General features: G+C 66.9%; 16 protein-coding genes. 4 read left to right on the top strand and 12 right to left on the bottom strand.

All coding sequences use genetic code 11. The features are described from left to right. Window positions 1-68: 68 nt before the first annotated feature. Complete coding sequence (locus J7360_RS00875; protein ID WP_057658784.1) at window positions 69-686, bottom strand: TetR/AcrR family transcriptional regulator; 618 nt, start codon at window positions 684-686, stop codon at window positions 69-71. Between the two features lie 86 nt (window positions 687-772). Here J7360_RS00875 and J7360_RS00880 point away from each other — a divergent pair, with 86 nt between their 5' ends. Then, window positions 773-2,287 carry an efflux transporter outer membrane subunit gene (locus tag J7360_RS00880; protein WP_057658786.1) on the top strand — a complete coding sequence of 505 codons (1,515 nt, stop codon included), beginning with the start codon at window positions 773-775 and terminating at the stop codon, window positions 2,285-2,287. Between the two features lie 123 nt (window positions 2,288-2,410). On the opposite strand, the gene J7360_RS00885 is transcribed toward J7360_RS00880, so the two are convergent. Continuing rightward, window positions 2,411-2,842 carry a VirK family protein gene (locus tag J7360_RS00885; protein WP_017156537.1) on the bottom strand — a complete coding sequence of 144 codons (432 nt, stop codon included), beginning with the start codon at window positions 2,840-2,842 and terminating at the stop codon, window positions 2,411-2,413. 227 nt (window positions 2,843-3,069) lie between these two features. Continuing rightward, entirely contained in the window at window positions 3,070-4,479 is a 1,410-nt protein-coding gene (locus J7360_RS00890; RefSeq protein ID WP_057658787.1) for an FAD/NAD(P)-binding protein, read from the bottom strand. Between the two features lie 383 nt (window positions 4,480-4,862). Here J7360_RS00890 and J7360_RS00895 point away from each other — a divergent pair, with 383 nt between their 5' ends. Continuing rightward, on the top strand, window positions 4,863-5,621 hold the full coding sequence (locus tag J7360_RS00895) for an SDR family oxidoreductase (protein WP_022558072.1): 759 nt from the start codon (window positions 4,863-4,865) through the stop codon (window positions 5,619-5,621). A 371-nt stretch (window positions 5,622-5,992) separates the two neighbouring features. On the opposite strand, the gene J7360_RS00900 is transcribed toward J7360_RS00895, so the two are convergent. The 8 genes from J7360_RS00900 to glgA form a co-directional block, all read right to left on the bottom strand. Beyond that, on the bottom strand, window positions 5,993-6,625 hold the full coding sequence (locus J7360_RS00900; protein ID WP_007974855.1) for an NAD(P)H-binding protein: 633 nt from the start codon (window positions 6,623-6,625) through the stop codon (window positions 5,993-5,995). 16 nt (window positions 6,626-6,641) lie between these two features. Next, entirely contained in the window at window positions 6,642-8,804 is a 2,163-nt protein-coding gene (gene glgX / locus J7360_RS00905) for a glycogen debranching protein GlgX (RefSeq protein WP_057658791.1), read from the bottom strand. A gap of 117 nt (window positions 8,805-8,921) precedes the next feature. Further along, entirely contained in the window at window positions 8,922-9,107 is a 186-nt protein-coding gene (locus tag J7360_RS00910) for a DUF2934 domain-containing protein (protein ID WP_008575499.1), read from the bottom strand. A gap of 21 nt (window positions 9,108-9,128) precedes the next feature. Next, entirely contained in the window at window positions 9,129-11,738 is a 2,610-nt protein-coding gene (treY, locus tag J7360_RS00915; protein ID WP_209033055.1) for a malto-oligosyltrehalose synthase, read from the bottom strand. Beyond that, window positions 11,735-13,684, bottom strand: a complete 1,950-nt coding sequence (locus tag J7360_RS00920; RefSeq protein WP_209033057.1) for a 4-alpha-glucanotransferase — start codon at window positions 13,682-13,684, stop codon at window positions 11,735-11,737. Before J7360_RS00920 ends, treY begins: the two co-directional genes overlap by 4 nt. Next, the gene (gene treZ, locus J7360_RS00925) at window positions 13,681-15,438 is read right to left on the bottom strand and encodes a malto-oligosyltrehalose trehalohydrolase (protein ID WP_057658795.1); all 1,758 of its coding nucleotides are present in this window, start codon (window positions 15,436-15,438) and stop codon (window positions 13,681-13,683) included. Before treZ ends, J7360_RS00920 begins: the two co-directional genes overlap by 4 nt. A gap of 2 nt (window positions 15,439-15,440) precedes the next feature. Next, window positions 15,441-17,672: a 1,4-alpha-glucan branching enzyme gene (locus J7360_RS00930; RefSeq protein WP_209033059.1), complete on the bottom strand. Its 2,232-nt coding sequence runs from the start codon at window positions 17,670-17,672 to the stop codon at window positions 15,441-15,443. Beyond that, window positions 17,669-19,252, bottom strand: a complete 1,584-nt coding sequence (glgA, locus tag J7360_RS00935) for a glycogen synthase GlgA (RefSeq protein WP_209033061.1) — start codon at window positions 19,250-19,252, stop codon at window positions 17,669-17,671. The genes J7360_RS00930 and glgA overlap by 4 nt, the downstream gene beginning before the upstream one ends. 487 nt (window positions 19,253-19,739) lie before the next feature. On the opposite strand from glgA, the gene J7360_RS00940 reads away from it, so the two are divergent. After that, window positions 19,740-21,368 carry a GGDEF domain-containing protein gene (locus tag J7360_RS00940; RefSeq protein ID WP_007974842.1) on the top strand — a complete coding sequence of 543 codons (1,629 nt, stop codon included), beginning with the start codon at window positions 19,740-19,742 and terminating at the stop codon, window positions 21,366-21,368. Window positions 21,369-21,447: 79 nt separating this feature from the next. Here J7360_RS00940 and J7360_RS00945 read toward each other — a convergent pair whose 3' ends face one another. Beyond that, on the bottom strand, window positions 21,448-22,389 hold the full coding sequence (locus tag J7360_RS00945; protein ID WP_057658805.1) for a DUF808 domain-containing protein: 942 nt from the start codon (window positions 22,387-22,389) through the stop codon (window positions 21,448-21,450). 242 nt (window positions 22,390-22,631) lie between these two features. On the opposite strand from J7360_RS00945, the gene J7360_RS00950 reads away from it, so the two are divergent. After that, the gene (locus J7360_RS00950; RefSeq protein WP_057658913.1) at window positions 22,632-24,350 is read left to right on the top strand and encodes an AarF/UbiB family protein; all 1,719 of its coding nucleotides are present in this window, start codon (window positions 22,632-22,634) and stop codon (window positions 24,348-24,350) included. Window positions 24,351-24,369 lie beyond the last annotated feature (19 nt).

A 24,369-nucleotide genomic window follows, 5' to 3' on the forward strand; every position in this document is an offset into this window, starting at 1 on the left:
GGAGCGATCGGATGAAGGCTCGCATCCTGAGACTTGTGACTAAATCAGTCAATAGTCACAAGCGGTTTTTATGGCGACAGGCTCCGCAATACCAGGCTGGACAACAGCAGCGGCACGTCGCCGGCATGATCCAGGCTGTGCTGCAGCAGCACCGGGTTGATGTAAGGACGCATCACCAGATAGGTGGCCTGGGTCAGTTCGTCCAGCGGCGTCTTGCGCTCGAAATCACCGTTCTGGCGCCCTTGCACCAGGATCTCCTGCAGCAGTGCCTGGATGTGGCCCTCGTACGCGATGACTGGCGGCCAGCGCTCGGTCGCGGCCGAGGTGGCGATCTCGTACAACTTGCGCTCGCGCGAGTACAGTCGCAGGCTCGCCTCGATAATGGTCTTGAAAAGGCTACGCAATTTCTCTGGCGGCGACGCCGCAGCAGACACCGCGGCCAGTACTTCGGCCTCGATCTCCCCCAGGCAGTGCGAGCAGATCATCTCGCCGATGGCCTGCTTGGACTCGAAGAACTTGTAGATGTAGGCCTTGGAAAAACCGATCTCCCTTGCCAGGTCGGACACGGCCGTCTTTTCGTAGCCATAGCGGCTGAAATGCTCGGTGGCGGCCACGACGATCTGGTCGCGGACATCATGGTCGGCCGGGCCGCGGCCCGACACGGGATAGTTGGATGCTTTGCTCATCGCGACAGCTTAGCGCCGTCGTGTGCGACTTACAAAAGTGACTATTTCGTACTATAGTCACTCACCATCCGTCACTCGGCCCCGCCATGTCGTCACTCCGCACCCTCGCAGCGCTCGTTGCCGCCAGCCTCGTCACAGGCTGCGCGGTTGGTCCCGACTACGCCCGGCCGGAAGCGCCACTGCCGGACCGCTATATCGGCCAGGCAGACATCACACAGCGCCAGGCCGCAGTGCCCACCAACCTGCCGACCTGGTGGGACGGCTTCAACGATCCGGACCTGAGCCGCTACGTCAACGCGGCGCTGGCGCAAAACCTGGACCTGGCCCAAGCCGGGGCGCGCGTTGCCCAGGCGCGCGCCGGGCTGAGTGCCGCCACCGCCGCGCTGCTGCCGGCCGGCAACATCAGCGGCAGCGCCACGCGCGCCTACCAGTCGCTGGAAACACCGCTGGGCCAGGTGCTCGACAGCACCCCCAGCTTCGATCGCTACGCCAGCATCTACGAAGCCAACCTGGGTGCCAGCTGGGAGCTGGACCTGTTCGGGGGGCTGCGCCGCGGCCGCCAGGCGGCCTTGGCCGACTACCAGGCCACCGAAGCAGGTGCTGCCGCCACCCGTCTGGCAGTTGCCGCGCAGACCGCCGATATCTACATCAGCGTCCGCGGCTTGCAGGCGCGACTGGACGTGGCCCGGCGCCAGGTGACCACCCAGCAGGGCCTGCTCTCGATGGTGACGCTGCTGCACGGCAAGGGCCTGGCCGCCGAACTGCAACTGCAGCAGGCCCAGGGCGCGCTCGCGCAGGCGCAAGCCGGCGTGCCGCCTCTGGAAGCAGGCCTGGCTGCGGCAATGAACGCGCTGGACGTGATGCTTGGCGTGCCGCCCGGCACGCACCGCACCGAGCTGTCGGCGACCAGACCCATTCCGCCGGCCCCGCAGATCGCCGACAGCGGTACCCCCGGCGACTTGTTACGGCACCGGCCCGACCTGATCGTGGCCGAGCGCCGGCTGGCCGCCTCCAACGCGCGCATCGGCGTGGCGATGGCCGAGTACTACCCCAAATTTTCGCTCAGCGGCCTGCTTGGCAGCGCCACGGCCATCTCCGGTGCGAACCTGTTTACCAGCGACGCCGCGCAATCGACCGGCGTGCTCGGCCTGCGCTGGCGGCTGTTCGACTTCGGCCGCATCAATGCGCAGATCGCGCAGGCCAAGGGCCAGCAAGCCGAACAACTGGCGGCCTACCGCCTGGCGGTGCTGCGCGCCACCGAAGACGTCGAAAATGCGTTCACCGCACTGATCAAACGCGAGCAGCAAGCAGCGGTGCTGACGCAGGGCGTGGATGCACTCGGCAATGCGCGCAGCGCCTCTGCGCTGGCCTACGAAAAAGGGACCGTCAGCCTGATCGAAGTGCTCAATGCCGATGACAGCCTGCTACGCGCCTCCGACGCGCAGGCGCAGGCGCGCACCGAGGCTGCGCGCAGTGCGGTTGCGACCTTCAAGGCGCTGGGCGGCGGTTGGCAGGTCGGCCGTGCGGGTGAGGGTGAAGGTCCAATTGCTGTCGCCGTGGACAGCAACCGGCGCCACGACGACACGACAGCACCCGAGTGAATGACGCGCCACGCCGACGTTGATGGCGTCTGCGCAGGTCGCACCCACTGCTGCCGATGTTGCCGGGTGCACGCAACCGCAAGCGCTGGCCAACCGCCTCAGCGGATGGCTTGCCAGCCGTGCTCAATCGGCATGGAAGCGCACACCTGCATTGATCTTGCACTGATATGCCAACACCGGCCCGCGTTGCTGCAGTCCCGGCAAGTCGTACATGTAGGTGGTGAAGCGCAGCGTGTCATCCGGGCGCAATTGGTAGCGCATGAATTGCTGGATCGGCTTGCCGTCGTTGGCCACGGTGAAATGCGCATCGGAAAAGGCCAGGGTGCCGTCTGCGGTGATGCGATAGGCATCGATGTGGCGGCCGCCGCGGGTCTGGGTGGCCGGCGTGCCTTCTTCGGGCGTGCACCGTGCAAGGTCGGTGCTCACACTGACGTCGTAGCCGGCGTCCAGGGCAGCGACAACTTCGGCACGGTTATTCAGCGATTCGGTGGCCAGCGCAGGCAATGCACACGCGCACAGCGTGGCGAACAGCGCGGCAGGAACAAGACGTGGCATGGTGGACTCCAGGCAGAGAGGGATGCGATGGCTCGGGCGTGCATGCGCCCAGGACCGCCAACATGCCCCAGTTCGGCCTACGTGCGCGCGCGACACTACGCATCGCGCGGCATGAGTGCGCTTGCCGGCGGACGCCGCGCACAGATCCAGATGTCGGCCATCACGGCGCACGCGCAGGCGGCGCGATACGCGGTCGAGATCGTCAAGGATCTCGTCAATTGCCACACCTACAAACGCGCATTGACCTCGCGCGGCACGTGCTCGGGCGTGGGCTGTAATGCTGGCGTTGCGCCCAGCAACAAGCGGTCGGCCAATGCGCGCGTGGCCGCGCGCAGCTCGGGCACGGCGGTGATTTCCCAGTAACGCCCCCGCAAAAGTGGCCCGACGCAATACAGTCCCGGCACGATCTGACCGGCGCTATCGCGCACACGCAGTTGCGCATCGGTGTCCACGCCCAGGCCCAAGGGATCGGCACGCAACAGACCGGCTTCGCGCATGCCGGCGATCAAGGGATCGCTGGTGCGATCGATGTCGGTATCCAGTCCGGTGGCGCGAATCACTGCATCGTAATGACCGGTCTGCGCGTCGGCAGCACCACGCGGGCGGATCACCGCCTCCACGCCATCTGGCACCCAGCGCGCCCGCAGCAAGCGCGCAGAGACGATCTGCAACTGGCCCGATGCCTGCAGTTGCGCCAGCTGTTCGGCCGCACCGGGCGCCACGCGATGGCGCGCCACTTCCCAGTACGGGCGCAGATGGCGCAAAAAGCGTGCACGCTGGGGAAGTTCCAGGCGCTGCCACAGCGGCTGCAAATGCGGGCGCAGCGCATCCACCACGCGACGCCAATCGTCGACCACCGCACTGAGCTGACGCACCCCGCGCAGCAGGCCGCGCAGGTCGGCGTCCTTGAGCGCACGCTGCAGATGCGGCGGCAATTCCAATGCAGCGCCGGGCTGGCGCAGATGCGCCTGCGGTGCCAGCCCGCGCCGCGAAATCGCCAGCAGGCGGCCGCGATGACCGCGCGTGTGCAAGGTCAGCGCCACGTCCACCATGGTCAACCCGGTACCGACGATCAACACATCGTCGTCTGGCGACAACCGCGCCAACGCATCGCCCTGCCACGGCCACCCGATGTAACGTGGATGCACGCTCAAGCGCGGGCCGATACCCGCCAGCGCCTGCGGTTGCAGTGCGCCCACCGCCAGCACCACGCGATCGCTCTGGAAGGCATCGCCATTGGCCAGAAACACGCGGAACCCCTTGCGCACGCGCTCCACCGCTACCGCTTCCTGCGACAGCCGCATGATCGAGGCCTGCGCGCCGCTCACCGCCGCATCCAGCTCGCTACGCAGATAGTCGCCATAGGCCAGCCGTGGCAGGAACTCCAACCGGCCGCTCTCGCCCAGATGCAGGGTGTCGGCGAAGGCACCGGGCGCCTGCGCGTCGATACCCAGATCCTTGGCACGCACGTTGAGCAGATGCTCCGGCCGCGCTGCGCCGTAGGCGATCCCGCTACCGAAGGTCTCGGCCACGCCGACCAGCGTGATGCGTACCTGCGCATCGGCCGTCTGCGCCAGTGCACGGACCAGCGCGGTGCCGCAGAAGCCGGCGCCGATCACGGTGATATGGGTTTCCATGTGCAAATTCCGCTTGATGACTCGCACGTTGTGCCCGCAGCGCGCCGCCGGTGTGTAAACGTTTGGTTAGCGCCAAGCAATCAAAAACGCATGAGCTGATCGCCGGCAGTGATGAGGCAGGCGGGGCAGGCAATGCCGATCGCACGTGGCAGCGATATGACAGCGGTCGCCACCGTACGCGGTGTTGCTGCGTGCGTTTGTGCATGCCTGTTTTCTGCGGCGCTGCGCAATGTGGCAATGCGGCAATGCAAACCGCTGCAGCCAATGCCGATACAGCGCAAGCGTGCAGAGCGATCGTCGTCCGTGCCGCACTGGCGATACGCGTGGCGACCCCGTGGCGCGCGGCTATCGGATAATGCGGCTTTCCAAACCGAGCAGCCGCCATGTCCAACACCGCACTTCGTCCGCAACGCGTGTTGATTGCTGGCGGCAGCCGTGGCATCGGCCTGGCGATCGCCGAGGCGTTCGTGCGTAATGGCGCGCAGGTTTCGATCTGCGCGCGCAATGCCGCCGGTCTTGCACAAGCTGCAGACGCACTGGCGGCGCAGGGCGACGCGGTGCATACACTGCCTTGCGACCTGGCAGACGCCACGCAGATCGATGCCTATGTGCACGCCGCAGCACAAGCGCTGGATGGGCTGGACGTGGTCATCAACAACGCTTCCGGCTTCGGACATGGCAACGACGATGCAAGCTGGCAGGCCGGCCTGGAGATCGACCTGATGGCCGCGGTGCGCTGCAACCGCGCCGCGCTGCCGTATTTGCGCCGCAGCGCGGCTGCGGTGATCCTCAACATCAGCTCGATCAATGCGCAACGCCCTACCCCACGCGCGATTGCCTATTCCACCGCCAAGGCGGCACTCAACTACTACACCACCACCCTGGCTGCAGAACTGGCGCGCGAGCGCATCCGCGTCAATGCAATCTCGCCTGGATCGATCGAATTTCCCGATGGACTATGGGACACGCGCAGCCGCGAGGAGCCGGAACTATATGCGCGCATCCGCGACAGCATCCCGTTCGGTGGCTTCGGACAGGTGCAGCATGTTGCCGATGCGGCCTTCTTTCTGGCATCGCCGCAGGCGAGTTGGATCACCGGGCAAGTGCTTGCAGTGGATGGCGGGCAATCCCTGGGGGTGTAAGCACGATCTGCTGGCGGAGATACCAATCGGCTGTACGCCGATTCGTAGGAGCGTGCCTGCGCGCGATAAAGCGTCATCGGTAACCCCTCGTCGCGCAGGCACGTTCCTACATACAGCAGGCAATCAGTTCTTCCATGCGCAACGTCCTTGCGACGAACGCAGGTGCTGATGGATAGTGGCTAGTCGTTGGGAAAGCGAGCACGTATTAGGGCTGGCGCGACGATGCCCGTCGACTGCACGCGGATCCGTAGGAGCGTGCCTGCGCGTGGTCAGGCTCCCTCGGCAACCCGTCGTCGCGCATAAGTACGCTCCACGACACGGCGGCTTGTCGCCTGGATCCGACGCCCTTGCGATAAAGGGGCGAGACAGCCTTAGCCAGCCAACTCCGCCGCCTCGACGTTGTGCTCACCCCGCGCCGGTGCCAGCGCAGCAGACACCATCGCCGCCGCAATCCGCTCGGCCGGATTGATGCGGAACCGGCGCGGCAGGACCGGGCCGAGTGCGCCAAGGACGAGACTGCCGATGTGCTCGCCGGTGCGAGGTTCTTCGCGTTCGCCGCCAATCAGCCCGGGCCGCACGAAGGTGAGCGAGGGGAAGCCGATCTCGCGCAGATCGCGTTCCAACTCGCCCTTGACGCGGCTGTAGAAGATGCGCGACTGCGCGTTGGCGCCTGCGGCCGAGTTCAGCACGAAGACCGAGGTGCCTTGCGCGCAGGCGGCGCGTGCGATGGCGAGCGGGTAATCGTGGTCGATACGATAGAACGCATCGCGCGAGCCGGCCTGTTTCATCGTGCTGCCCAACGCACAGATGGCCGCTTCCATGCGCGGTGCCGTCCAGTGATCGAGCCGTTCGAAATCGACCACCTGGTTGCGCAACTTGGGGTGGATCTGCGCCAACGGCCGCCGCGTGATCGCAACCACGCCGGTGCAACGCGTATCGCCCAGCAATTGCTGCAGCACGTGCTTGCCGACCAAGCCGGTCGCCCCTGCCAACAGGACATCCATCAGGCCATCCTCGCCATCAGCGCGCTCCTTCGGAGACGATCCGCGCACTGCTGACGATGCGGTCGCGCTCCACGGCCAGCAGCGTCAGCGAATGCGCCGGGGCCTTCCATTCGCTGCCACCGGCCACCACGCGGCCGCCGTGGCGTGCGGTGTCCACCAGCACGCGCCAATGTTCGTCGTGCATGGCCGGCAGCGTAAACGACACGGCAGTGGAGGCGGCATTGATCAGCATCAACAGCGTCACGTTGGCGGCAATCTCGCGCAGGCCGGTAGTCGGCGAGCGGCCATCCAGACGTAGCATCAGCGCGCGCGCTTCCGGGTCGTGCCAGCCGGCTTCATCCATCTCGGTGCCGTTGGGCGCGAGCCAGGTCAGATCCTTCAGGCCCAGCGCTTCATCGAACTTGCCGTCGAAGAAACGCGCGCGATGCAGCAGCGGGTAGCGCTGCCGAATACGAATCAATCGGCGCACGAGTGCGGCCTGGTCGGCGGCGGCCGCCTTGGTGGCGGCGGTCCAGTCGATCCAGGTCAGCTCGTTGTCCTGGCAATAGGCGTTGTTGTTGCCGTTCTGGCTATGGCCGAACTCATCGCCGGCCAGCAGCATCGGCGTGCCCTGCGACAACAGCAAGGTGGCGAGCAGGTTGCGCATCTGCTGGCGCCGCAGCTGCTTGATCGCCGGGTCGTTGGTCTCGCCTTCCACGCCATAGTTGGACGAAATGTTGTGGTCGCTGCCGTCCCTGCCGTCTTCGCCATTGGCGAGATTGTGCTTGCCTTCGTAGCTAACCAGATCGCGCAGGGTGAAGCCGTCATGCGCGGTAACGAAATTGACCGATGCGGTTGGGCGGCGGCCGCTGTGATCGAACAGGTCCGCAGAACCGGTGAGGCGCGTGGCCAACTCGGCCAGCTGGCCGCCGTCGCCGCGCCAGAACGCGCGCACGTTGTCACGGAACTTGTCGTTCCATTCCACCCAGCCCGGCGGAAAGTTGCCCACCTGATAACCGCCGGGTCCGATATCCCACGGCTCGGCGATCAACTTGGTCTGGCTGAGCACCGGGTCCTGGCGCACCGCATCCAGGAAACTGCCGGACGGATCGAAGCCATAGCGTTCGCGGCCCAGGATGCTGGCCAGATCGAAACGGAAGCCGTCCACGTGCATTTCCTGCACCCAGTAACGCAGCGAATCCATCACCATGCGCAGCGCGCCGACGTTGGTGAGGTCGAAGGTGTTACCGGTGCCGGTGTCGTTGATGTAGAAGCGGCGATCGTCGGCCAGGCGGTAATAGCTGGCGTTGTCGATCCCCTTGAACGAGAGCGTGGGCCCGAGCTCGTTGCCTTCGGCAGTGTGGTTGTAGACCACGTCCAGCAGCACTTCCAGGCCGGCGTGATGCAGGCGCGCCACCATCTGCTTGAACTCGGCCACGGTGCGCGTGGACATGTAACGCGCCTGCGGCGCAAAAAAGCCCAGCGTGTTGTAGCCCCAGTAATTGCGCAGGCCTTTTTCCAGCAGATATTGATCGTCGACGAATGCATGTACCGGCAGCAATTCCACTGCGGTGACGCCGAGCGAACTGATGTGGTCGATCAATTCGTCGGTTTTCAGTGCCGAGAAGGTGCCGCGCTCTTCCGGCGGCACCGCCGGGTGCAACATGCTCAGGCCGCGTACATGCGCTTCGTAGATCACCGTGCGGTTCCACGGGGTCTGCGGCGGGCGGTCCTGGCCCCAGGTGAAGGCCGGGTCGATCACCGCAGACTTGGGCATGAACGCGGCGCTGTCGCGGCGGTCGAAGCTCAGATCCTTGTCGCGATGACCGATGGTGTAGCCGAACAGGTGTGGCGCCCATTTGAGTTCGCCAACGATCTGCTTGGCATACGGGTCCAACAGCAACTTATTGTGATTGAAGCGGTGCCCGGCATCGGGCGCATATGGGCCGTGTACGCGGTAGCCGTACAACTGGCCAGGGCGTGCATCGGGCAGGTAGCCGTGCCAGACCTCGTCGGTGTATTCGGGGAGCGCGATGCGCTCCTGTTCGCGGCCACGTTCGTCGAACAGACACAGCTCCACCCGGGTGGCATTGCGCGAATACAGCGCGAAGTTGACGCCCAACCCATCCCAGGTGGCGCCGAGCGGGTTGGGACGGCCTTCGCGAATGCGCGAGCGCTGGGTGAACTTGCGAGTGGCCATCGGTGACTCCTTAGAACGGTGAACGCAAACGGTGCGCGATTTTGCACTGGCGGAGCGATCCGCCGCACATGGGCCGGCCCGCAACCGGCAGGCCCATGCACGCTGCCAGACACGCCGTTACTGGCGTGCAGCGATCGGTGTGGCCGCGTATTCGGCGGCCTGTTCGGCGGCGCGCTCTTCGGCCTCCACCAGCCGCTCGGCCATGGCCCAATGGCGGTCCGCGTGCCCGTCCGGGCGGCCCTCCGCCTCCCAAATTTCCCGTGCCAACTGGGCAAGCCGCGCCTGCCGTTCCATGTCATTCATTGCGTACGTTTCTCTCGGGGGTCAATTGTCTTGGGACAGCAACACTGCCACCGGCGCACGTGCAAACAGCGTAGATAGCGCCACGCGGCCGCGCTGCGACTGCAGCGTGCTGCCATCGAGCACATTACGGTATGTGCCCTCGCCCAATGCCAACGACGCCTGACCCCAGGTGGCAGGCGCCACCAGCAATGGCAGATCGCCCTCGCCCTCAACGCCAGCGCCCAGCCGCGTGACGGCCACCACCAGCGACTGACCGCGATACTGGCGACGGAATGCCAGCACCTGTGCATCGCCGCTGATCGCGATGTTCAAGGGCTGGTAGGCGCCCTTCGCAAACAGCGCTGGAAATTCGCCGCGCAACTGCAGCAACAGCGCCGTCAGGCGGGCCTTGACCGCGCCATCGCGCCAGCTGCGCAGCAACCCGGTGAAGTCGCGCGCCTGCTGCAGCCATTGCTGGCGCTGGGCGTAATCCACCGGACGGCGGTTGTCCGGATCCACCAGCGACAGATCCCAGCCTTCGGTACCCTGGTACAGGTCGGGCACACCGGGCACGGTCAGGCGCAAGGTGGTTTGCACCAGGCTGTTGCGTGCCCCAGCGGCAGCGATGTGGTTGCTGGCGCGCAGCAGCGCACGCCGCAGCGGCAGCCCGGCACGGCTGCACAGCACCTGCTCCACGGTGGCCTGCACGGCTTGCTCATAGGCCGGCGAGCCGTCGGTCCAGCTGGTGTGCAGCTTGGCTTCGCGCACCGCCTTGAGCAGCCATTGCGCAATGCGCTCGGCGTAGTCGGCAAGCGGTTCGGTCTGATCGGCGCCCAGGCCGATCGGCCACGCCGCCACCAGGGTCTGCCATAGCATCTGCTGGTCGCCGCCAGCCAGGGCCGGCGATTGGAGCGCGTCGGCCAGCGCATCGAACTGGGCGCTCTGCTCGATCCACCAGCGCGGTTGCTCGGACAATACCGCCAACCGCATGCGCAGGTCTTCGCCACGCTTGTGGTCGTGGGTGGCGGTGGCCAGCAACGCGCGTGGGTAGTGCTTGGCACGCTCGAGATTCTGCGCGTGGAACTCGGCCGCGTCGTTGGCGAAATGGGTGGGATGGCTGCCGACCTCGTTGCGCGACAGCAGCACGCCATGCCGGTAGAACGCGGTGTCTTCCACCGACTTGGCATTGAGCGGTGCGGACAGCTGCTCCACGCGACGGCGCAGGATGCGCCGCAAGGCGATCTGCGCACGGTCTGCGCCGGCATCGTCGAGCAACCACCGCTCGATCGCATCCACGGCCGCCACGATCGACTCCGGCATCCCCTCGCGCGCCTTTGCCGCGGTGGCGCGCAAACGCTCCGCCTCGCTGCCGGTGATGCCCTTGGCACCGGCATAGGTGCGGTACACCGGGAACCAGCGCAGCAACACGCACAAGCCGCGCGCCAGCATCTGCGGGCTGAACTCGCGCGTGGGCGGATCCAGCCGCGCCAACGCCGACAATGCACCCACGGCGCGATTGAATTCGCTCTGCAGCGGGCCACGCAGGATTTCATCGCGGGCGGTGCGTTCTTCCTGCGCGAAATCGCCACTGCGTCCGCTCACCTTCTGCCATGCACGCGCCAATGGCTTGAAGCCGGCGGCGCCGTGCAGCAGCCCGCCCACCTGGTCCATGAAGTCGTAACCGGTGGTGCCATCGCACGGCCAGTCGGCCGGCAGATGCTCGCCCGGTGCGAGGATCTTTTCCAGGTACAGGCCCAATGTGCCGGGCTTGAGCCCACGCGTGCGGCCGGCCGCATCCAGCCGGCTGCGCAGCTTGCGCACGTAGCCGGTGGGGTCGGTGAGCCCATCCACGTGGTCGATGCGCAAGCCGTCCAGATGGCCTTCGGCCACCAGCCGCAGCGGCAACGCGTGCACCGCGTCGAACACCGCCGGCAATTCCACCCGCAAGGCCACCAGCGAGGTGATATCGAAGAAGCGGCGGTAGTTGAGCATGTCGTTGCCCACGCGCCACCAGTTCAGGCGATACGGCTGGCGTTCGATCAACTTGTGCAGGCGGCCGTCTCCGCGTTTGGCGCCGTCGTTGTAGTCGCGCAGCCACTGCGCACGTGCGGCTCTTTCGGGGATGTCCAGCGTCTGCGGACGAATCGGGTAACGCTGGTCGTAATGCGCCAACGCCGCGCTGCCGTCGTCTTCGATCACCAGCGTGATCAGGCCTTCGGCCAGCGCCGTCGCATAGGGGCGGTCCAGGACTGCCAGCCACAGTTTGCCGTCGCGCCCAGGCGCGCGCCAATCGATGTCGAACCAGTCGGCGTGCTTGGCGCTGCGGCCATTGCGCAGCACATCCCACCACCACGAATTCTGCGCATGCGTGGCCATGTGGTTGGGCACGATGTCGGCGATCAGGCCCATGCCGTGTTCGCGCGCGGCCTGCGAGAGCGCCACCAAGGCGTCTTCGCCGCCGAGTTCGGGATTGACCACGGTCGGGTCGATGTTGTCGTAGCCGTGCGTGGAGCCCGGCACGGCCGTGCCGATCGGCGACAGGTACAGGTGACTGATGCCCAGGCCTGCGTAGTACGGCACCTGCGCGAGCGCATCGTGCAGGGTGAAGCCGGCATGCAGCTGCAGGCGGGCGGTAGCGCGGAGGTCGATCATGGATGCGGTTCCGAAACGGCCGCGACGCGACGCGCCTCGGCAAAGCCCTGCAGCGCCGAACTCAGGCGCGCATGCGGCAAGGGATCGGGCAGGCGTCGACGCCAGTTGGGATGCACTTCGACGGTGCCCGGCAGGTTGGGTTGTTCGTCCAGGGCCAGTGCGTCTTCCACCGGCAACAAGACCAGCGGCGAGACACTGGTGGCGGTGAAGCGCAACGCGCCCAGCAGCGGGTCGCGCGTACTGCTCAGGCCGGCGTGTTCGACAGCGGCATCCAGCCGTGCCACATCCTTGTCGCGCGCGGCGGCATCGTCGCTGGCCTGTGCAGGCTGGATCAATTCCAGCTTGCGCCGCCATTCGATATCGCGGCCGGTGCGCCAGCCGGTGAGCGTGGGCAGATCGTGCGTGGTGGTGGTGGCGATGGCGTCCGGCCGCCACAGCGCCGGCGAGACGAATGCGCCATCGTCGTTGCGGGTGAACATCAACACATCGATGCCCATCACCCCCCGCTGCGAGAGTTCTTCGCGGATGCCCGGCGGCACCACGCCCAGATCCTCGCCGATGACGATCGCCCGGTGCCGCCACGATTCCAGCGCGAGCAGGTTGAGCAGATCATGCAACGGGTAGGCCAGATACGCACCTTCGTTGGAGCTGGCGCCATCGGGCACCACCCATAGCCGCATCAGGCCCAGGATGTGATCGATGCGGATGCCGCCGCGGTCGCGCAGCACCGCGCGCAACAACGCGATATACGGCGCGTAGCCGCTGCGCCGCAGCGCAGTGGGCGAATACGCACCGATGCCCCAATGCTGACCATCGGCATTGAAGGCATCCGGCGGCGCGCCCAGCACCAGACCGCGCAATACGGTATCGGCGGCCGCGGCGGCTTCGGCGCCGTTGGGGTCGAAGCCCACCGCCAGATCGGCGATCAACCCGATCTTCATGCCGCGCTCGTGGGCCTCGCGTTGCGCATCGGACCAGCTGCGCGCTGCCAGCCACTGCGTGAACACATGCAGCTGCGGATCGTTGTCGCCGAAGTCCTGCGCAGCAAAGCGTGCAAAGCCCTGCAGCGCTGCGCCGCCTGCGTTGCGGAAGGCGACCAGATCGGCATGATCGGGCGAAACGCGTGTGTACAACTGGCGCAGCAATTCCCACTTGGCGTGCGCCGAGGCCTGCCAGTCGATCAATGCAGCGTTGTGCAAGCCATCGAAACGTTCGCGCAGGCCGGGCACCGCATTGATTGCATCCAGCGCCAGTTCGCCAAGGATGCGCACCGGTGCGGCATGCAAGGGATCGAGAAAGCGCCGATCGCTGGGCGAATACGGGCTGTAACCGCCCGTCACCGGGCGCGAGGCGTGCACCGGACTCAATGCCAGGGCGTCGGCGCCGGCCAAGGCCGCGTGCCGCAACCATTCCACCGTGCCGGCGGCATCGCCGATACCGCCGTCGTCCAGGCTGCGTGCCGAATACACCTGCAGCGCCATGCCCCAGGCACGCGGCGATGGCTGGCCACAGGCATCGGCCACGCTGAAGCAGCGTGGCGGCGCCACGGCCACCTGCTGGGTGATCGCGCCGATCTGCAGCGTCCAGTAACCGAAACGCTGCGGCGCGCGCACGTGCCCTTGCGCATCGGCGCGTGCGTCGTCGCTGGCACCGCTGTCGTCGGTCCAGCGGCCGCTGGCATGCGCCTCCACGCGCAACGGCAGCGGCTCGCCCACCTGCACCGTCAACAGCGGTGCGGCTTCAGCAGCCTGTGCCTGGCAGCGGCGCAAGCTATCGGCGCGTTGCGCCGCGGTGGCGGCGGGCAATTCCAACGCGCTGAGTACCGCATGCACCGATTGCTCGCAGACCTGCCGCGGCTGGTCGCTGGCATCCACCCAATCCACCATGACCCCAGCCGCGGCGGCCAGGGTGCCGAGATCGTCCCCGCCGGGGTCGCGCGCACTCATGCCTGCGCCTCGTGCCAGGCGACGAAGCCATCGACCGGCAAGTGCTGCGCATCGGCAGCCACGTTTTCGACATGCGCCACGCGTCCGCGCACCGGCGGCAACGGCACAGACTGGTTGCCCACGTTGAAGGCGATATGCCACAGCCCGCCCGGCAGCTCCCACGTGGCCGTCACCGCGCCATCGGCCAGCACGCTGGCCCGCACCGCACGCGCTTGCGCCAGGCCCGGCACCAGCCACTGACGACGCACGTCCAGCAGCGCCTTGAACCAGCTTGCCCACTGCGCGCCGTCGCCATGCGCGGCATCGGCAATCGGCGAACGCGAGGCCGCGAACGTGGAATGGCTGTTCGGGTCCGGAATGGTGGCGCGCTGGGCTTCATCGGCGAACGCGGCAAAGTGCGCGAACTCGCGCCGGCGCCCTTCGCGCACCGCCTCGTCCAGCGGCGGGCCGAAGTCGGTGAAGAACAGGAACGGTTGCTTGGCGCCCCACGGTTCGCCCATGAAAAACAGCGGAATCATCGGCGTCAATGCCGTCAGCGCCAAGGCCGCGCGCAAACGTTGTGGCGACACCAGCACGGTCAGCCGCTCGCCGCGGGCGCGGTTGCCGATCTGGTCGTGATTCTGCGCAAACACCACGAACTTGTGCGGCGGCAAGGCGCCACTGGGTTCGCCCCGCACATGGCCGCGCGGGTCCGGCTCGCCCTGATAGGCAAACCCTTCGCCCAGCACGCGTGCCAGGTGTTCAGTCGGCTTGTCGGCGAACGCAGCGTAATAGCCTTCCTCTTCGCCGGTGAGCAGCACATGCAGGGCGTTATGGAAGTCGTCGTCCCACTGCGCGGTATAGCCACGCTGCAGTTGCGAGGCCTGGTTGGCCTCGTTTTCCAGCACCAGATGCACATGCCGCCCGGCCGGCAGGCTGGCCTCGATGGTCTCGCGCAAGGTATCCAGGAACGCGTTCGGCGATATCGCGTGCACCGCATCCAGGCGCAGGCCGTCGAAGCCGTATTCGTGCAGCCACATCAATGCGTTGTCGAGAAAATACCGCTGCACCGGCGGCTTGCGGAAATCGATCGCCGCACCCCACGGGGTGGGCTTGTCTTCGTTGAAGAACGGCGCGGCGTAGCTATGCAGGTAATTGCCGTCCGGGCCGAAGTGGTTGTAGACCACATCCAGCAACACCATCAGGCCGTGCCCGTGCGCGGCATCGATCAGCGCCTTCAGTTCGTCCGGTGTGCCATAGGCTTCCACCGGTGCATACGGCAGTACGCCGTCGTAGCCCCAGTTGTGCGCGCCGGGAAACGCGCTCAACGGCATCAGTTCGATGGCGGTGATGCCCATTGCCGCCAGCTGCGGCAATTGCGCCTGCACACCGGCATAGCCGCCGCACGTGCCGACATGCACTTCGTAGATCACCGCCTCGTCCCACGGCCGCCCCTGCCACTGGGTGTTTTGCCAGGCATAGCCGTCGGTTGGCTGTACCGCGCTGGGGCCGTGCACGCCTTCGGGCTGCCAGCGCGAGGCTGGGTCCGGGACCGGCTCGCCGCCGTCGACGCTGTAGCGGTAACGCGCATCGGCGGCGCAGTCGATGAGGGCGCTGAAGAAACCGTCCTGTCCCGCCTGCAGCGCGCTGCGCGCGCCGTTGGCGAAGACCACATCCACGTTCTTGGCCTCTGGAGCCCAGAGCGCAAAGCGCACCTGTCCCTCACCCGCCGGCCAGGCGCCCCAGGCCGGTGTGATCGCATTGCGCTGGTTCATCGTTATTTCTCCGCTTGCAGATAGATCGTGGCCAGCGGCGGCAGGGTCAGGCGCAGACGTTGCGCATGCCCATGCATGCCCACCGGCTCGGTCGCCAAGCGACCGCTGTTGCCGAGGTTGCTGCCGCCGTAATGGGCACTGTCGGTGTTGAGGATCTCGCGCCAGAGGCCGGCACGCGGCACCCCCACGTGATAGTCGTGATGCGGTTGCGGGGTGAGGTTGCTCACTGCCAGCAACGGTGCGCCACCGTCAGGATCGTGGCGGACGAACGCCAGCACGCTGTTGCGCGCATCGTCGGCCACACTCCAGTCGAAGCCTTCAGCGCGATGGGTGCCGCGATACAGCGCCGGCGTACGACGCAGTGCGGCGTTGAGATCGCCCACCAGTTGCTGCATGCCGCGATGCCGCGCGCCGTCCAGCAGGTGCCAATCCAGCGACTGGTCGTGATTCCAGTCGGCCCACTGGCCGAACTCGGCGCCCATGAACAGCAGCTTGTCGCCCGGGTGCGCCCACATCAGCGCCAGATACGCGCGCAGGTTGGCGAAGCGGCGCCAGTCATCGCCCGGCATCTGCCCGAGCAGGCCACCGGTGCCGTGCACGACTTCATCGTGCGAGAGCGGCAACACGAAGCGTTCGTCGAAGGCGTACACCAGCCCGAAGGTGAGCTGGCTATGGTGCTGCGCACGTTCGGCCGGGTCGCGCTGCATGTAGCCCAGCGTGTCGTGCATCCAGCCCATGTTCCATTTGTGCGTGAAGCCCAGGCCGCCATCGCTGATCGCGGCAGTCACGCCCGGCCAGGCGGTCGATTCTTCGGCAATGGTGAGCACGCCGGGGAACTGCGCGGCGATTTCGCGGTTGAGCTGGCGCAGGAACGCCACCGCCTCCAGATTCTCGCGGCCGCCATGCGCGTTGGGCACCCACTCGCCTTCGGCACGGCCGTAGTCGCGATACAGCATCGAGGCCACCGCATCCACGCGCAGGCCGTCGAGGTGGTAATGCTCGATCCATTCCAGCGCGCTGCCCAGCAGGTAAGCGATCACTTCCGGCCGGCCGTAGTTGTAGATCAGCGTATTCCAGTCGCGATGCATGCCTTCGCGCGGGTCGGCATGCTCATACAGCGCGGCGCCGTCGAACTGGGCCAGCCCATGCGCGTCATCGGGAAAGTGCGCGCTGACCCAATCCAGGATTACGCCGATACCGGCGCGGTGGCAGGCATCGACGAACTGCGCAAAGCCGTCCGGGCTGCCATGGCGCGCGGTGGGCGCATACAGGCCCAGCGGCTTATAGCCCCAGGAACCGCCAAACGGGTGTTCGGTGATCGGCAGCAATTCGATATGGGTGAAGCCGAGCTGCTGCACGTAGGGAATCAACTGCTCGGCCAGGGTTGGCCAGTCCAGCGGTTGGTTGTGTCCGTCGCGACGCCAGGACGCGGCATGCACCTCGTAGATCGACAGCGGCGCCGGCACGGCGCCGGGGTCGCGGCTGGCCATCCAGGCCGCATCGGTCCAGGCGAATGTGGCGGCGCTGGGCACCACCGATGCGGTTGCCGGCGGCAATTCGGTCTGCCGCGCCACTGGGTCGGCCTTGAGCAGCACCCGCACATCGGCCGCGGTGACGGCATATTTGTACCGGGCGCCGGCGTCCACGCGCGGCAGGAAGAGTTCCCAGAAGCCACCGATGCGCTGCCGCATCGGATGCCGCCGCACGTCCCAGCTGTTGAAGTCGCCGACCACCGCCACGCGTTGGGCATGGGGTGCCCACAGCGCGAAGCGCACGCCCGGCACGTCGCCACAGTGGACATGCTGCGCGCCCAGCGCACGGCGCAACGCCTGGCCGTCGCCGGCAGCGATCTGCAGCAACAGCGATTCGTCCAGCGTGGCCGCGAACGCGTACGGGTCTTCGACCTCCTGCACCCGGTCTGGCCACACGATGCGCAGCCGGTACGGCCCATCGACCGCCAGAGTGCCTTCGAAGACGCCATCGATGGCGCTGGCCTGCATGAGCGCGAGTAGCTTGCCGCGTGGGTCGATCAAGCCCATCGCCTCGGCGCCCGGGGCCAAGACGCGCACCTGACGGCGGCCATCGGCGAGCGGCTTCGGTCCAAGGACCGCAAAGGCATCGGCCGGCAAGCCATCGGCCAGGGCTTGCAGGGTCTGCGACATTTCCGAGATCCCTTCCGTGGTCATGCCGTCCGCTTGCGCGCGTTGCTCCTGCCCGCCCTGCCGTTCGCTCATGGCACCGTCGCGAGCGCGGGCGCGGTGGCAGCGGTGTGTTCGTAGAGCGAGAGGTATTTCTTGCCTGCCACGTCCCAACCGCTGGGGCGCAGCATGGCTGCGCGCCGCATCGCAGACAGCAGGCTGGGCAGGCGGAAGGTGCCGAAGGCGCGTTCCAGGCAGCGGCGCAGGGCTTCGACGCTGGCGTGCTGGAACAGGAAACCGGTCACGCCGTCGTCCACGGTGTCGATCAGCCCGCCGGTCGCGTGGGCGATCGGCAGGCAGCCAAAGCGCTGTGCATACATCTGGCTCAGGCCGCAGGGCTCGAAGCGCGAGGGCATCAGCAGGAAGTCGGCACCGGCGAACATCCGCCGGGCCAGGCCTTCCTCGAAGCCGATGAAGGCGCCCACCTGGCCGGGATAGCGCCTGGTCAGCTCGGCCACCTGCTGTTCGATCTCCGGCTCGCCGCCGCCGATCACCGCGATCTGGCCGCCAGCGGCCACGATTTGCGGGGCCACCTCGCAGATCAGGTCAAGGCCTTTCTGATGCACCAACCGCGACACCACCGCAAACAGCGGGCCGGTGCTCTCGCGCAGCCCGAATGCCTTGCGTACCTGCGCTGCGTTGGCCTGGCGGCCCTGCCATTGGTTCACGCTGAAGTGCGAATCCAGGTATTGGTCGGTGCGCGGGTCCCAGCTGGCGTCGATGCCGTTGACGATGCCGGTGAGCGCGCCCTTGGCGGCGCGCCCGGCCAGCAGCCGGTCCAGGCCGCAGCCCTGTGCCGGGCCGGTGATCTGCTTGGCGTAGCTGACGCTGACCGTGTTGACGTGGTCGGCATTGACGATGCCGCCGCGCAGGAACGACATCTGTCCGTAGAACTCCAACTCGGCCACCCGCTCGGCGGGGATGCCCAGCGCGGCGGCCATCGAATACGGCACCAGGCCCTGGTAGGCCAGGTTATGGATGGTCAGCAGGCACGGCGTGGTGCCGCCGGACCAGCGCACATAGCCAGCCGCCAGCGCGCAGGGCCAGTCGTTCAGATGCAGCAGGCGCGGCTTCCAGCCCAGGCCGGCATGGCCGGCCGCGATCTGCGCGGCGGCATGCGACAAGGTGGCAAAGCGAATCGCGTTGTCTTCGAACTCCGAACCGCTGGTGCTCACATAGGGCGAGCCGTCGCGCTCGAACAGTTCCTTGGACAACAGGATGTAGATCGGCAGCCCGTCCGATTGCACGATGCGGCCGATATCGCAGGCCGGCAGCGCGGCATGCGCCAACACGCGCCCCACGATCTCCACCTTGCCTGCGCGCTCGAGCACGGCACGGTAGCCGGGAATCAGCACGCGTACGTCGTAGCGGTGGCGCAGCGCGCGCGGCAGCGCGGCCGCCACGTCGCCCAACCCGCCAGCCTTGATGAAGTCCGCCATTTCCGACACCACGAACAAGGCGCCGCGCGTGTCTGCCAACGAAACCGGCAAGCGCTCGTGGTGGCGGATGAAGCGGCCACGCGCATCGCGCGGCCGCCCGCTCTTTTTCAGAGTCGGGAGCAGCGTACTGCGCTCTAAGCGTGCGGTGGTAGCGTGAAGCGGCATCATGGCAACCATCTAAACGTCCGTCGTAATGTGGGTGGAGACGGAAAAACGGCGAAGCGAAAACCGCCGTCTGCCGATTCAGCCAGACGACTTGCTACGAGTGAGGAGCGTGGGCAACGCGCGGACTCCACGTCGCCCTTGCAGAGGAATCTACACCCCGACCAAATAAAATATGCGTGAACACGTGCTGACTTTTCTGCGACAGCCCACATTCCTTTACGCACAGTTGCGCATGCCGCAAGGCATAAGCGCCACATTGCAGTGCAATGACATCCCCGTATCGGTGCGTGTGCCGTGACATGCACCGAATACGGGAACGTTCGGCCGCGCTCGCCCTCATCTGGGTAACCGGTTCATCGACGCCTCACTCCGTTGATCGCGACCGCGCTTCGCGTTTGGCCTGCAGGCCGTCGGTGCGCGCTACGGCCCGGCTTGCTCAAGCGCCCCTGCCGCGCGCCGATATCGAGCGTTAGCACAAGACCTCTCGAGACCCTGGCGCATGGCAGACCAGCCCGAACACCCAAGCCGCCCCCGTGGCGGGCTGCGCCGCCTGTTGCCCTGGGGCGGCACGGACACCGCGCGCCCTGCCGCTGCCCTGCCGACGGTGATCAATGGCGAGCGCAGCGGTCACGGCCTGGCCGCGCACCAGCTGGTGCCGGCCAAGGCGAAGTCCGGCGCACACGATCCGGCCGCTGCCACTGCATTGCTGATACGGCTGTTCTCGCATGCCGCGCATCCCGAAGCGCTGCTGCTCGCGTTCGCCGAAGGCATCGCCAGCCTGCATGGCGAGCTCGGCGACATGGGCGTGCGCCTGAGCGCGGCGTATGCGGCCGGCGATTGGCCCGGCTATGGCCGTGCCTTGCGCCAGCTCATCGACAAATACATCCGCACCATCGACATCGGCGATTCGCTGGCCGAAGGCCGCACGGAGGCCGAGCAACTGCGCGACCTGCTGCGCCACGCGCTGGGCAATGCCCTGGCCACGCTGCTGCAACGCAGCCCCGAGCTTGCCGAAGAGGCACAAACGCTGGCATCTGCACTGCGCCACTGGCGCCCGGGACACGAGCTGATCACGCTGGAACAGCGCCTGCGCGAACTCAGCCACCAGATCGGCCTGCGCGCCGAAGATGCCAGCGAACAACAGAACCTGTTATTGGGCTTGTTCGACCTATTGCTGGAGAACGTCGGCGAACTCCTCGACGATCGCAGCTGGTTGCAGGGACAGATCTCGGTGGTGCGGCAGCTGATTTCCGGGCCGCTGGACGTCAGTTCCATCGAACAGGCACGCGGCACCTTGCGCGAGGTGACCTACAAGCAGGGTCTGCTCAAGCAGGGCATCGCCGAGTCCAAGACCGCCATGCGCGAAATGATGGTGTCCTTTGTCGACCGGCTGGACGGCATGGCCACGAGCACTGGCGAATACCACGACCGCGTTGCCGGGTATTCGCAGGCGATCGGCGAGGCGCGCGGCATTCCCGACCTCAACCGGCTGCTGCAGGATCTGCTGCAGGACACCGCCGGCGTGCAGGCGCAGGCCCTGGCGGCGCGCGACGAACTGCTCGCGGCACGCCGGCAGGTGGAAGATTCCGAACAGCGCATCGCCTCGCTCGAACAGGAGCTCAAGGACGTCGCCGGCCTAGTGCGCGAAGACCAACTCACCGGCGCGCTCAACCGGCGCGGCTTCGAAGAACTGTTCCAGCGTGAGGCCGTGCGCACCCAGCGCAGTGGCCAGCCCTTGTGCGTGGCGATGCTGGACCTGGACGACTTCCGCCGCCTCAATGAGACCCATGGCCATGCCGGCGGCGACGCCGCGCTGCGCCACACCGTGGAGGTCGCCAAGGCCGTGCTGCGCACCACCGACGCCATCGCCCGCTTCGGTGGCGAGGAATTTGTCCTGCTGCTGCCGGACTCGACCATCTTCGAAGCCAGTGCGGCAGTGATCCGCCTGCAACGCGCCCTGTCGCAGCGCTCGCTGCTGCATGACGACGTGCGCGTGTTCATCAGCTTCAGCGCCGGCGTGGCGCTCCGCGGGATCGACGAGACCCAGGACGAGGTCATCCGCCGCGCCGACCGCGCCATGTACGACGCCAAGGCGGCCGGCAAGAACCGGGTGATCAACGCCGATTAGATCGGCGGCGAACCCGGGGCGCCCGAGCAATCGCCGCGCGGCGTTTACCGTGCGGGCTTGTCTGGCGACTCGCTGCGCATCAATGCGCGGGCTTGGTCCCGCGCAGCTTCTGAAACAGCATCACCGCGCCCAGCACGACGGCACCGGCGACCACGCCAACCAGCATGTTGCCCAGCGCTTCGACCAGCCAGCCCATGCCGCCGGCCGACTTGGCCAGATCCACCACCAGATGATGCAGCGCCGGGATGTTGTGCACCAGGATGCCGCCGCCGACCAGGAACATCGCCAGCGTGCCGGCCACCGACAGGAACTTCATCAACCACGGTGCCGCCACCAGGATGCCGCGACCCAGGGCCGCCAGCGCGGCGCCCTTCTTGGTCAGGTACAGGCCCAGGTCGTCCAGCTTCACGATCGCGGCGACCACGCCGTAGACGCCGATGGTCATCGCCAGCGCAATGGCCACCAGCACCGCCACCTGCTGCCCGAAGGACACCTCCGAGACCACGCCCAGCGAGAGCACGATGATCTCGGCCGAGAGGATGAAATCGGTGCGGATCGCGCCCTTCACCTTGTCCTTTTCCAACGCCACCACGTCCACGTTCTGGTCGGCCAGCGCGCGGGTGCGTTCGGCATGCCGCTGCGCTTCCTGCTCATCGTTGTGCAGAAACTTGTGCGCCAGCTTTTCCACGCCCTCGAAGCACAGGTAGGCGCCACCGATCATCATCAGCGGCATCACCAACGGGACGTTGTAGCCGCGCCCGCGCAGCCACGCTTCCAGCGCGCTGATCGCCAACGCCGCCGGCACCAGGATCATCTTGTTGACCAGCGAGCCCTTGGCCACCGCCCACACCACCGGCAATTCGCGGTCGGCCGTGACGCCGGTGACCTGCTGCGCATTGAGCGCCAGATCGTCGCCCAACACGCCTGCGGTCTTCTTGGCCGCAACCTTGGTCAGGATGGAAACGTCGTCCAGCAGCGTGGCGATGTCGTCGAGCAGGGTGAACAGGCTGGCACCGGCCATGCGGAGGTCCTTCTAGGGTGGTCGCAAATTCTCGCCGATCCCGCACCCGCGTGGGGTGATGAGCGGCCATTGCGCGGTCGTTGCACGCTGTTGGCGGAGCGATGCAGGCACCGCAGCGCCTGCGCTTGCGGCCGTTCGTACTCGCCTTGGGCAGGTTTGCCTGCGGTGCGCGGGAGCGCGCGGATTCACTACGCGACGACCCGTCGCTGGCCACACTCGCCGCCTGCATGACGCCCTCGGAGATGGCCTTGAGTCAGAACGACCCGTACCGCGCCCCGGCCACAAGCCCGGCAGATCATGCCGTGGTTGGCGGCATGAGCCGGCGCACGCAGATCCTGCGCTTGTTGTTGCGCTATCGCGGCTCGGGCGTGTTCGCTGGCATGAACCTGGACCCGGCGGCCATCAACGAATACGAAGTGCCCGCAGAAGGCACCCCGGACCAGTTCGTCTCAGACCTGGAATCGCTCGGGCCCACCTTCGTCAAACTGGGCCAGATGCTGTCGACCCGGCCGGACATCGTGCCGCCGGAATTTGCCACCGCGCTGGAGCGCATGCAGGAGAACACCAGCTCGGTGCCGGTGGAGCGCATCCGCCAGATCATCGAAGAAGAGCTCGGGGTCTCGGTCAACAAGGCGTTCTCGTTCTTCGACCCGGTCCCGTTGGGCTGCGCCTCGCTGGCGCAGGTGCACCGCGCTGCGCTGCGCGATGGCACGCCAGTGGCGATCAAGGTGCAGAAACCCGAAGTGGCCGCGCAGGTGCGTTCGGATCTGGACGTGCTCAAGAGCTTCGCCACCGCCGCCGACCGCCTGACCGGCATCGGCCGGCGCGTGCGCTTTGCCGACTGGCTGGGCGAATTCGGCAAGACCCTGCGCGCCGAGCTCAACTACGAAGACGAAGCCGAAACCCTGGCGCGCTTCGGCAAGCACCTCAAGCCGTTCCCCTTGCTGTGGGTGCCGCAGCCGGTGTGGGACCTGAGCAGCCGCAAGGTGCTGACGATGCAGCTGGCCGAAGGCGTGCGCGTGGACAAGATCTCCGGCCTGCGTCGCACCGAACAGCCGATGGACGACCTGGCCGCGGAACTGGTCAAAGGGTATCTGGACCAGATGTTCGTGCATGGCGAAATCCATGCCGACCCGCATCCGGGTAATTTGCGCGTACTGCAGGACGGGCGCCTGGCCATCTTCGACCTGGGCATGGTGGCGCATGTGCCGCCGCGCCTGCGCGAGCGCCTGCTCAAGTTGCTGTTTGCCGCAGTCGATGGGCGCGGCGAGGAAGTGGCCGAAGAGACCATTGCGCTGAGCACGCGGCTGGAGGATTACGACGAGGAGCGCTACCAGCGCGAAACCGGGCAGATGATCGCGCGCTACGCAGCGCACGATGCCACCTCCGAAGGCCGGGTGGTGCTGGATCTGGTGCGCATCGCCACCTCGACCGGCCTGCGGACGCCGCCGGAATTGAGCCTGCTCGGCAAGACCTTGCTGAATCTGGAAGGCGTGTGCCGCGCGTTGTCGCCCACCCTGGATACGCGTCGCATCGTCGAGCGCCATCTGCAGCACGTCATGCGCGCGCGCCTGAAGAAGTCCCTGTCCGCCGCCAACCTGGCCAGCGAGGCGATGGAACTGCAGCACCTGGTGCGCGAAGGACCGCGCCGCATGTCCGAGATCCTGTCGCTGGCTGCGGAAAACCGCCTGCAGATGCGCGTCACCGGGCTGGAAGAATCGCACCTGATGGAAAGCCTGCAGAAGATCGCCAACCGCGTTGCGGCGGGCATCGTCACCGCCGCGCTGATCATGGCGTCGGCGCAGATGATGCGCATCGAAACCGGCCTGAAGCTGTGGGGGTATCCGGCCATTGCGATGGTGCTGTTCCTGCTCGGGGTGGTACTGGGCCTGGGCATTGTGGTCAGTGCGCTGCTGTTCGACCGCCGCGTGCGCGCGCGCGAAGAGCGCGGGCACCGCTAGTCGTCAGCACGGGCTGCAG

Origin of the sequence: Xanthomonas sp. D-99, from assembly GCF_017746145.1 — a bacterium.
Lineage (GTDB): Bacteria > Pseudomonadota > Gammaproteobacteria > Xanthomonadales > Xanthomonadaceae > Xanthomonas > Xanthomonas cissicola.

What these genes read in the sequence shown, in the direction of transcription:
- treZ (WP_057658795.1), bottom strand. Translation starts at nt 15,438, where the DNA reads ATGAACCAGCGCAATGCGATCACACCGGCCTGGGGCGCCTGGCCGGCG.
- J7360_RS00950 (WP_057658913.1), top strand. Translation starts at nt 22,632, where the DNA reads ATGGCCTTGAGTCAGAACGACCCGTACCGCGCCCCGGCCACAAGCCCG.
- J7360_RS00890 (WP_057658787.1), bottom strand. Translation starts at nt 4,479, where the DNA reads ATGGAAACCCATATCACCGTGATCGGCGCCGGCTTCTGCGGCACCGCG.
- J7360_RS00900 (WP_007974855.1), bottom strand. Translation starts at nt 6,625, where the DNA reads ATGGATGTCCTGTTGGCAGGGGCGACCGGCTTGGTCGGCAAGCACGTG.
- J7360_RS00885 (WP_017156537.1), bottom strand. Translation starts at nt 2,842, where the DNA reads ATGCCACGTCTTGTTCCTGCCGCGCTGTTCGCCACGCTGTGCGCGTGT.
- glgX (WP_057658791.1), bottom strand. Translation starts at nt 8,804, where the DNA reads ATGGCCACTCGCAAGTTCACCCAGCGCTCGCGCATTCGCGAAGGCCGT.
- treY (WP_209033055.1), bottom strand. Translation starts at nt 11,738, where the DNA reads ATGATCGACCTCCGCGCTACCGCCCGCCTGCAGCTGCATGCCGGCTTC.
- J7360_RS00880 (WP_057658786.1), top strand. Translation starts at nt 773, where the DNA reads ATGTCGTCACTCCGCACCCTCGCAGCGCTCGTTGCCGCCAGCCTCGTC.
- J7360_RS00910 (WP_008575499.1), bottom strand. Translation starts at nt 9,107, where the DNA reads ATGAATGACATGGAACGGCAGGCGCGGCTTGCCCAGTTGGCACGGGAA.
- J7360_RS00895 (WP_022558072.1), top strand. Translation starts at nt 4,863, where the DNA reads ATGTCCAACACCGCACTTCGTCCGCAACGCGTGTTGATTGCTGGCGGC.
- J7360_RS00920 (WP_209033057.1), bottom strand. Translation starts at nt 13,684, where the DNA reads ATGAGTGCGCGCGACCCCGGCGGGGACGATCTCGGCACCCTGGCCGCC.
- glgA (WP_209033061.1), bottom strand. Translation starts at nt 19,252, where the DNA reads ATGGTTGCCATGATGCCGCTTCACGCTACCACCGCACGCTTAGAGCGC.
- J7360_RS00945 (WP_057658805.1), bottom strand. Translation starts at nt 22,389, where the DNA reads ATGGCCGGTGCCAGCCTGTTCACCCTGCTCGACGACATCGCCACGCTG.
- J7360_RS00930 (WP_209033059.1), bottom strand. Translation starts at nt 17,672, where the DNA reads ATGAGCGAACGGCAGGGCGGGCAGGAGCAACGCGCGCAAGCGGACGGC.
- J7360_RS00940 (WP_007974842.1), top strand. Translation starts at nt 19,740, where the DNA reads ATGGCAGACCAGCCCGAACACCCAAGCCGCCCCCGTGGCGGGCTGCGC.
- J7360_RS00875 (WP_057658784.1), bottom strand. Translation starts at nt 686, where the DNA reads ATGAGCAAAGCATCCAACTATCCCGTGTCGGGCCGCGGCCCGGCCGAC.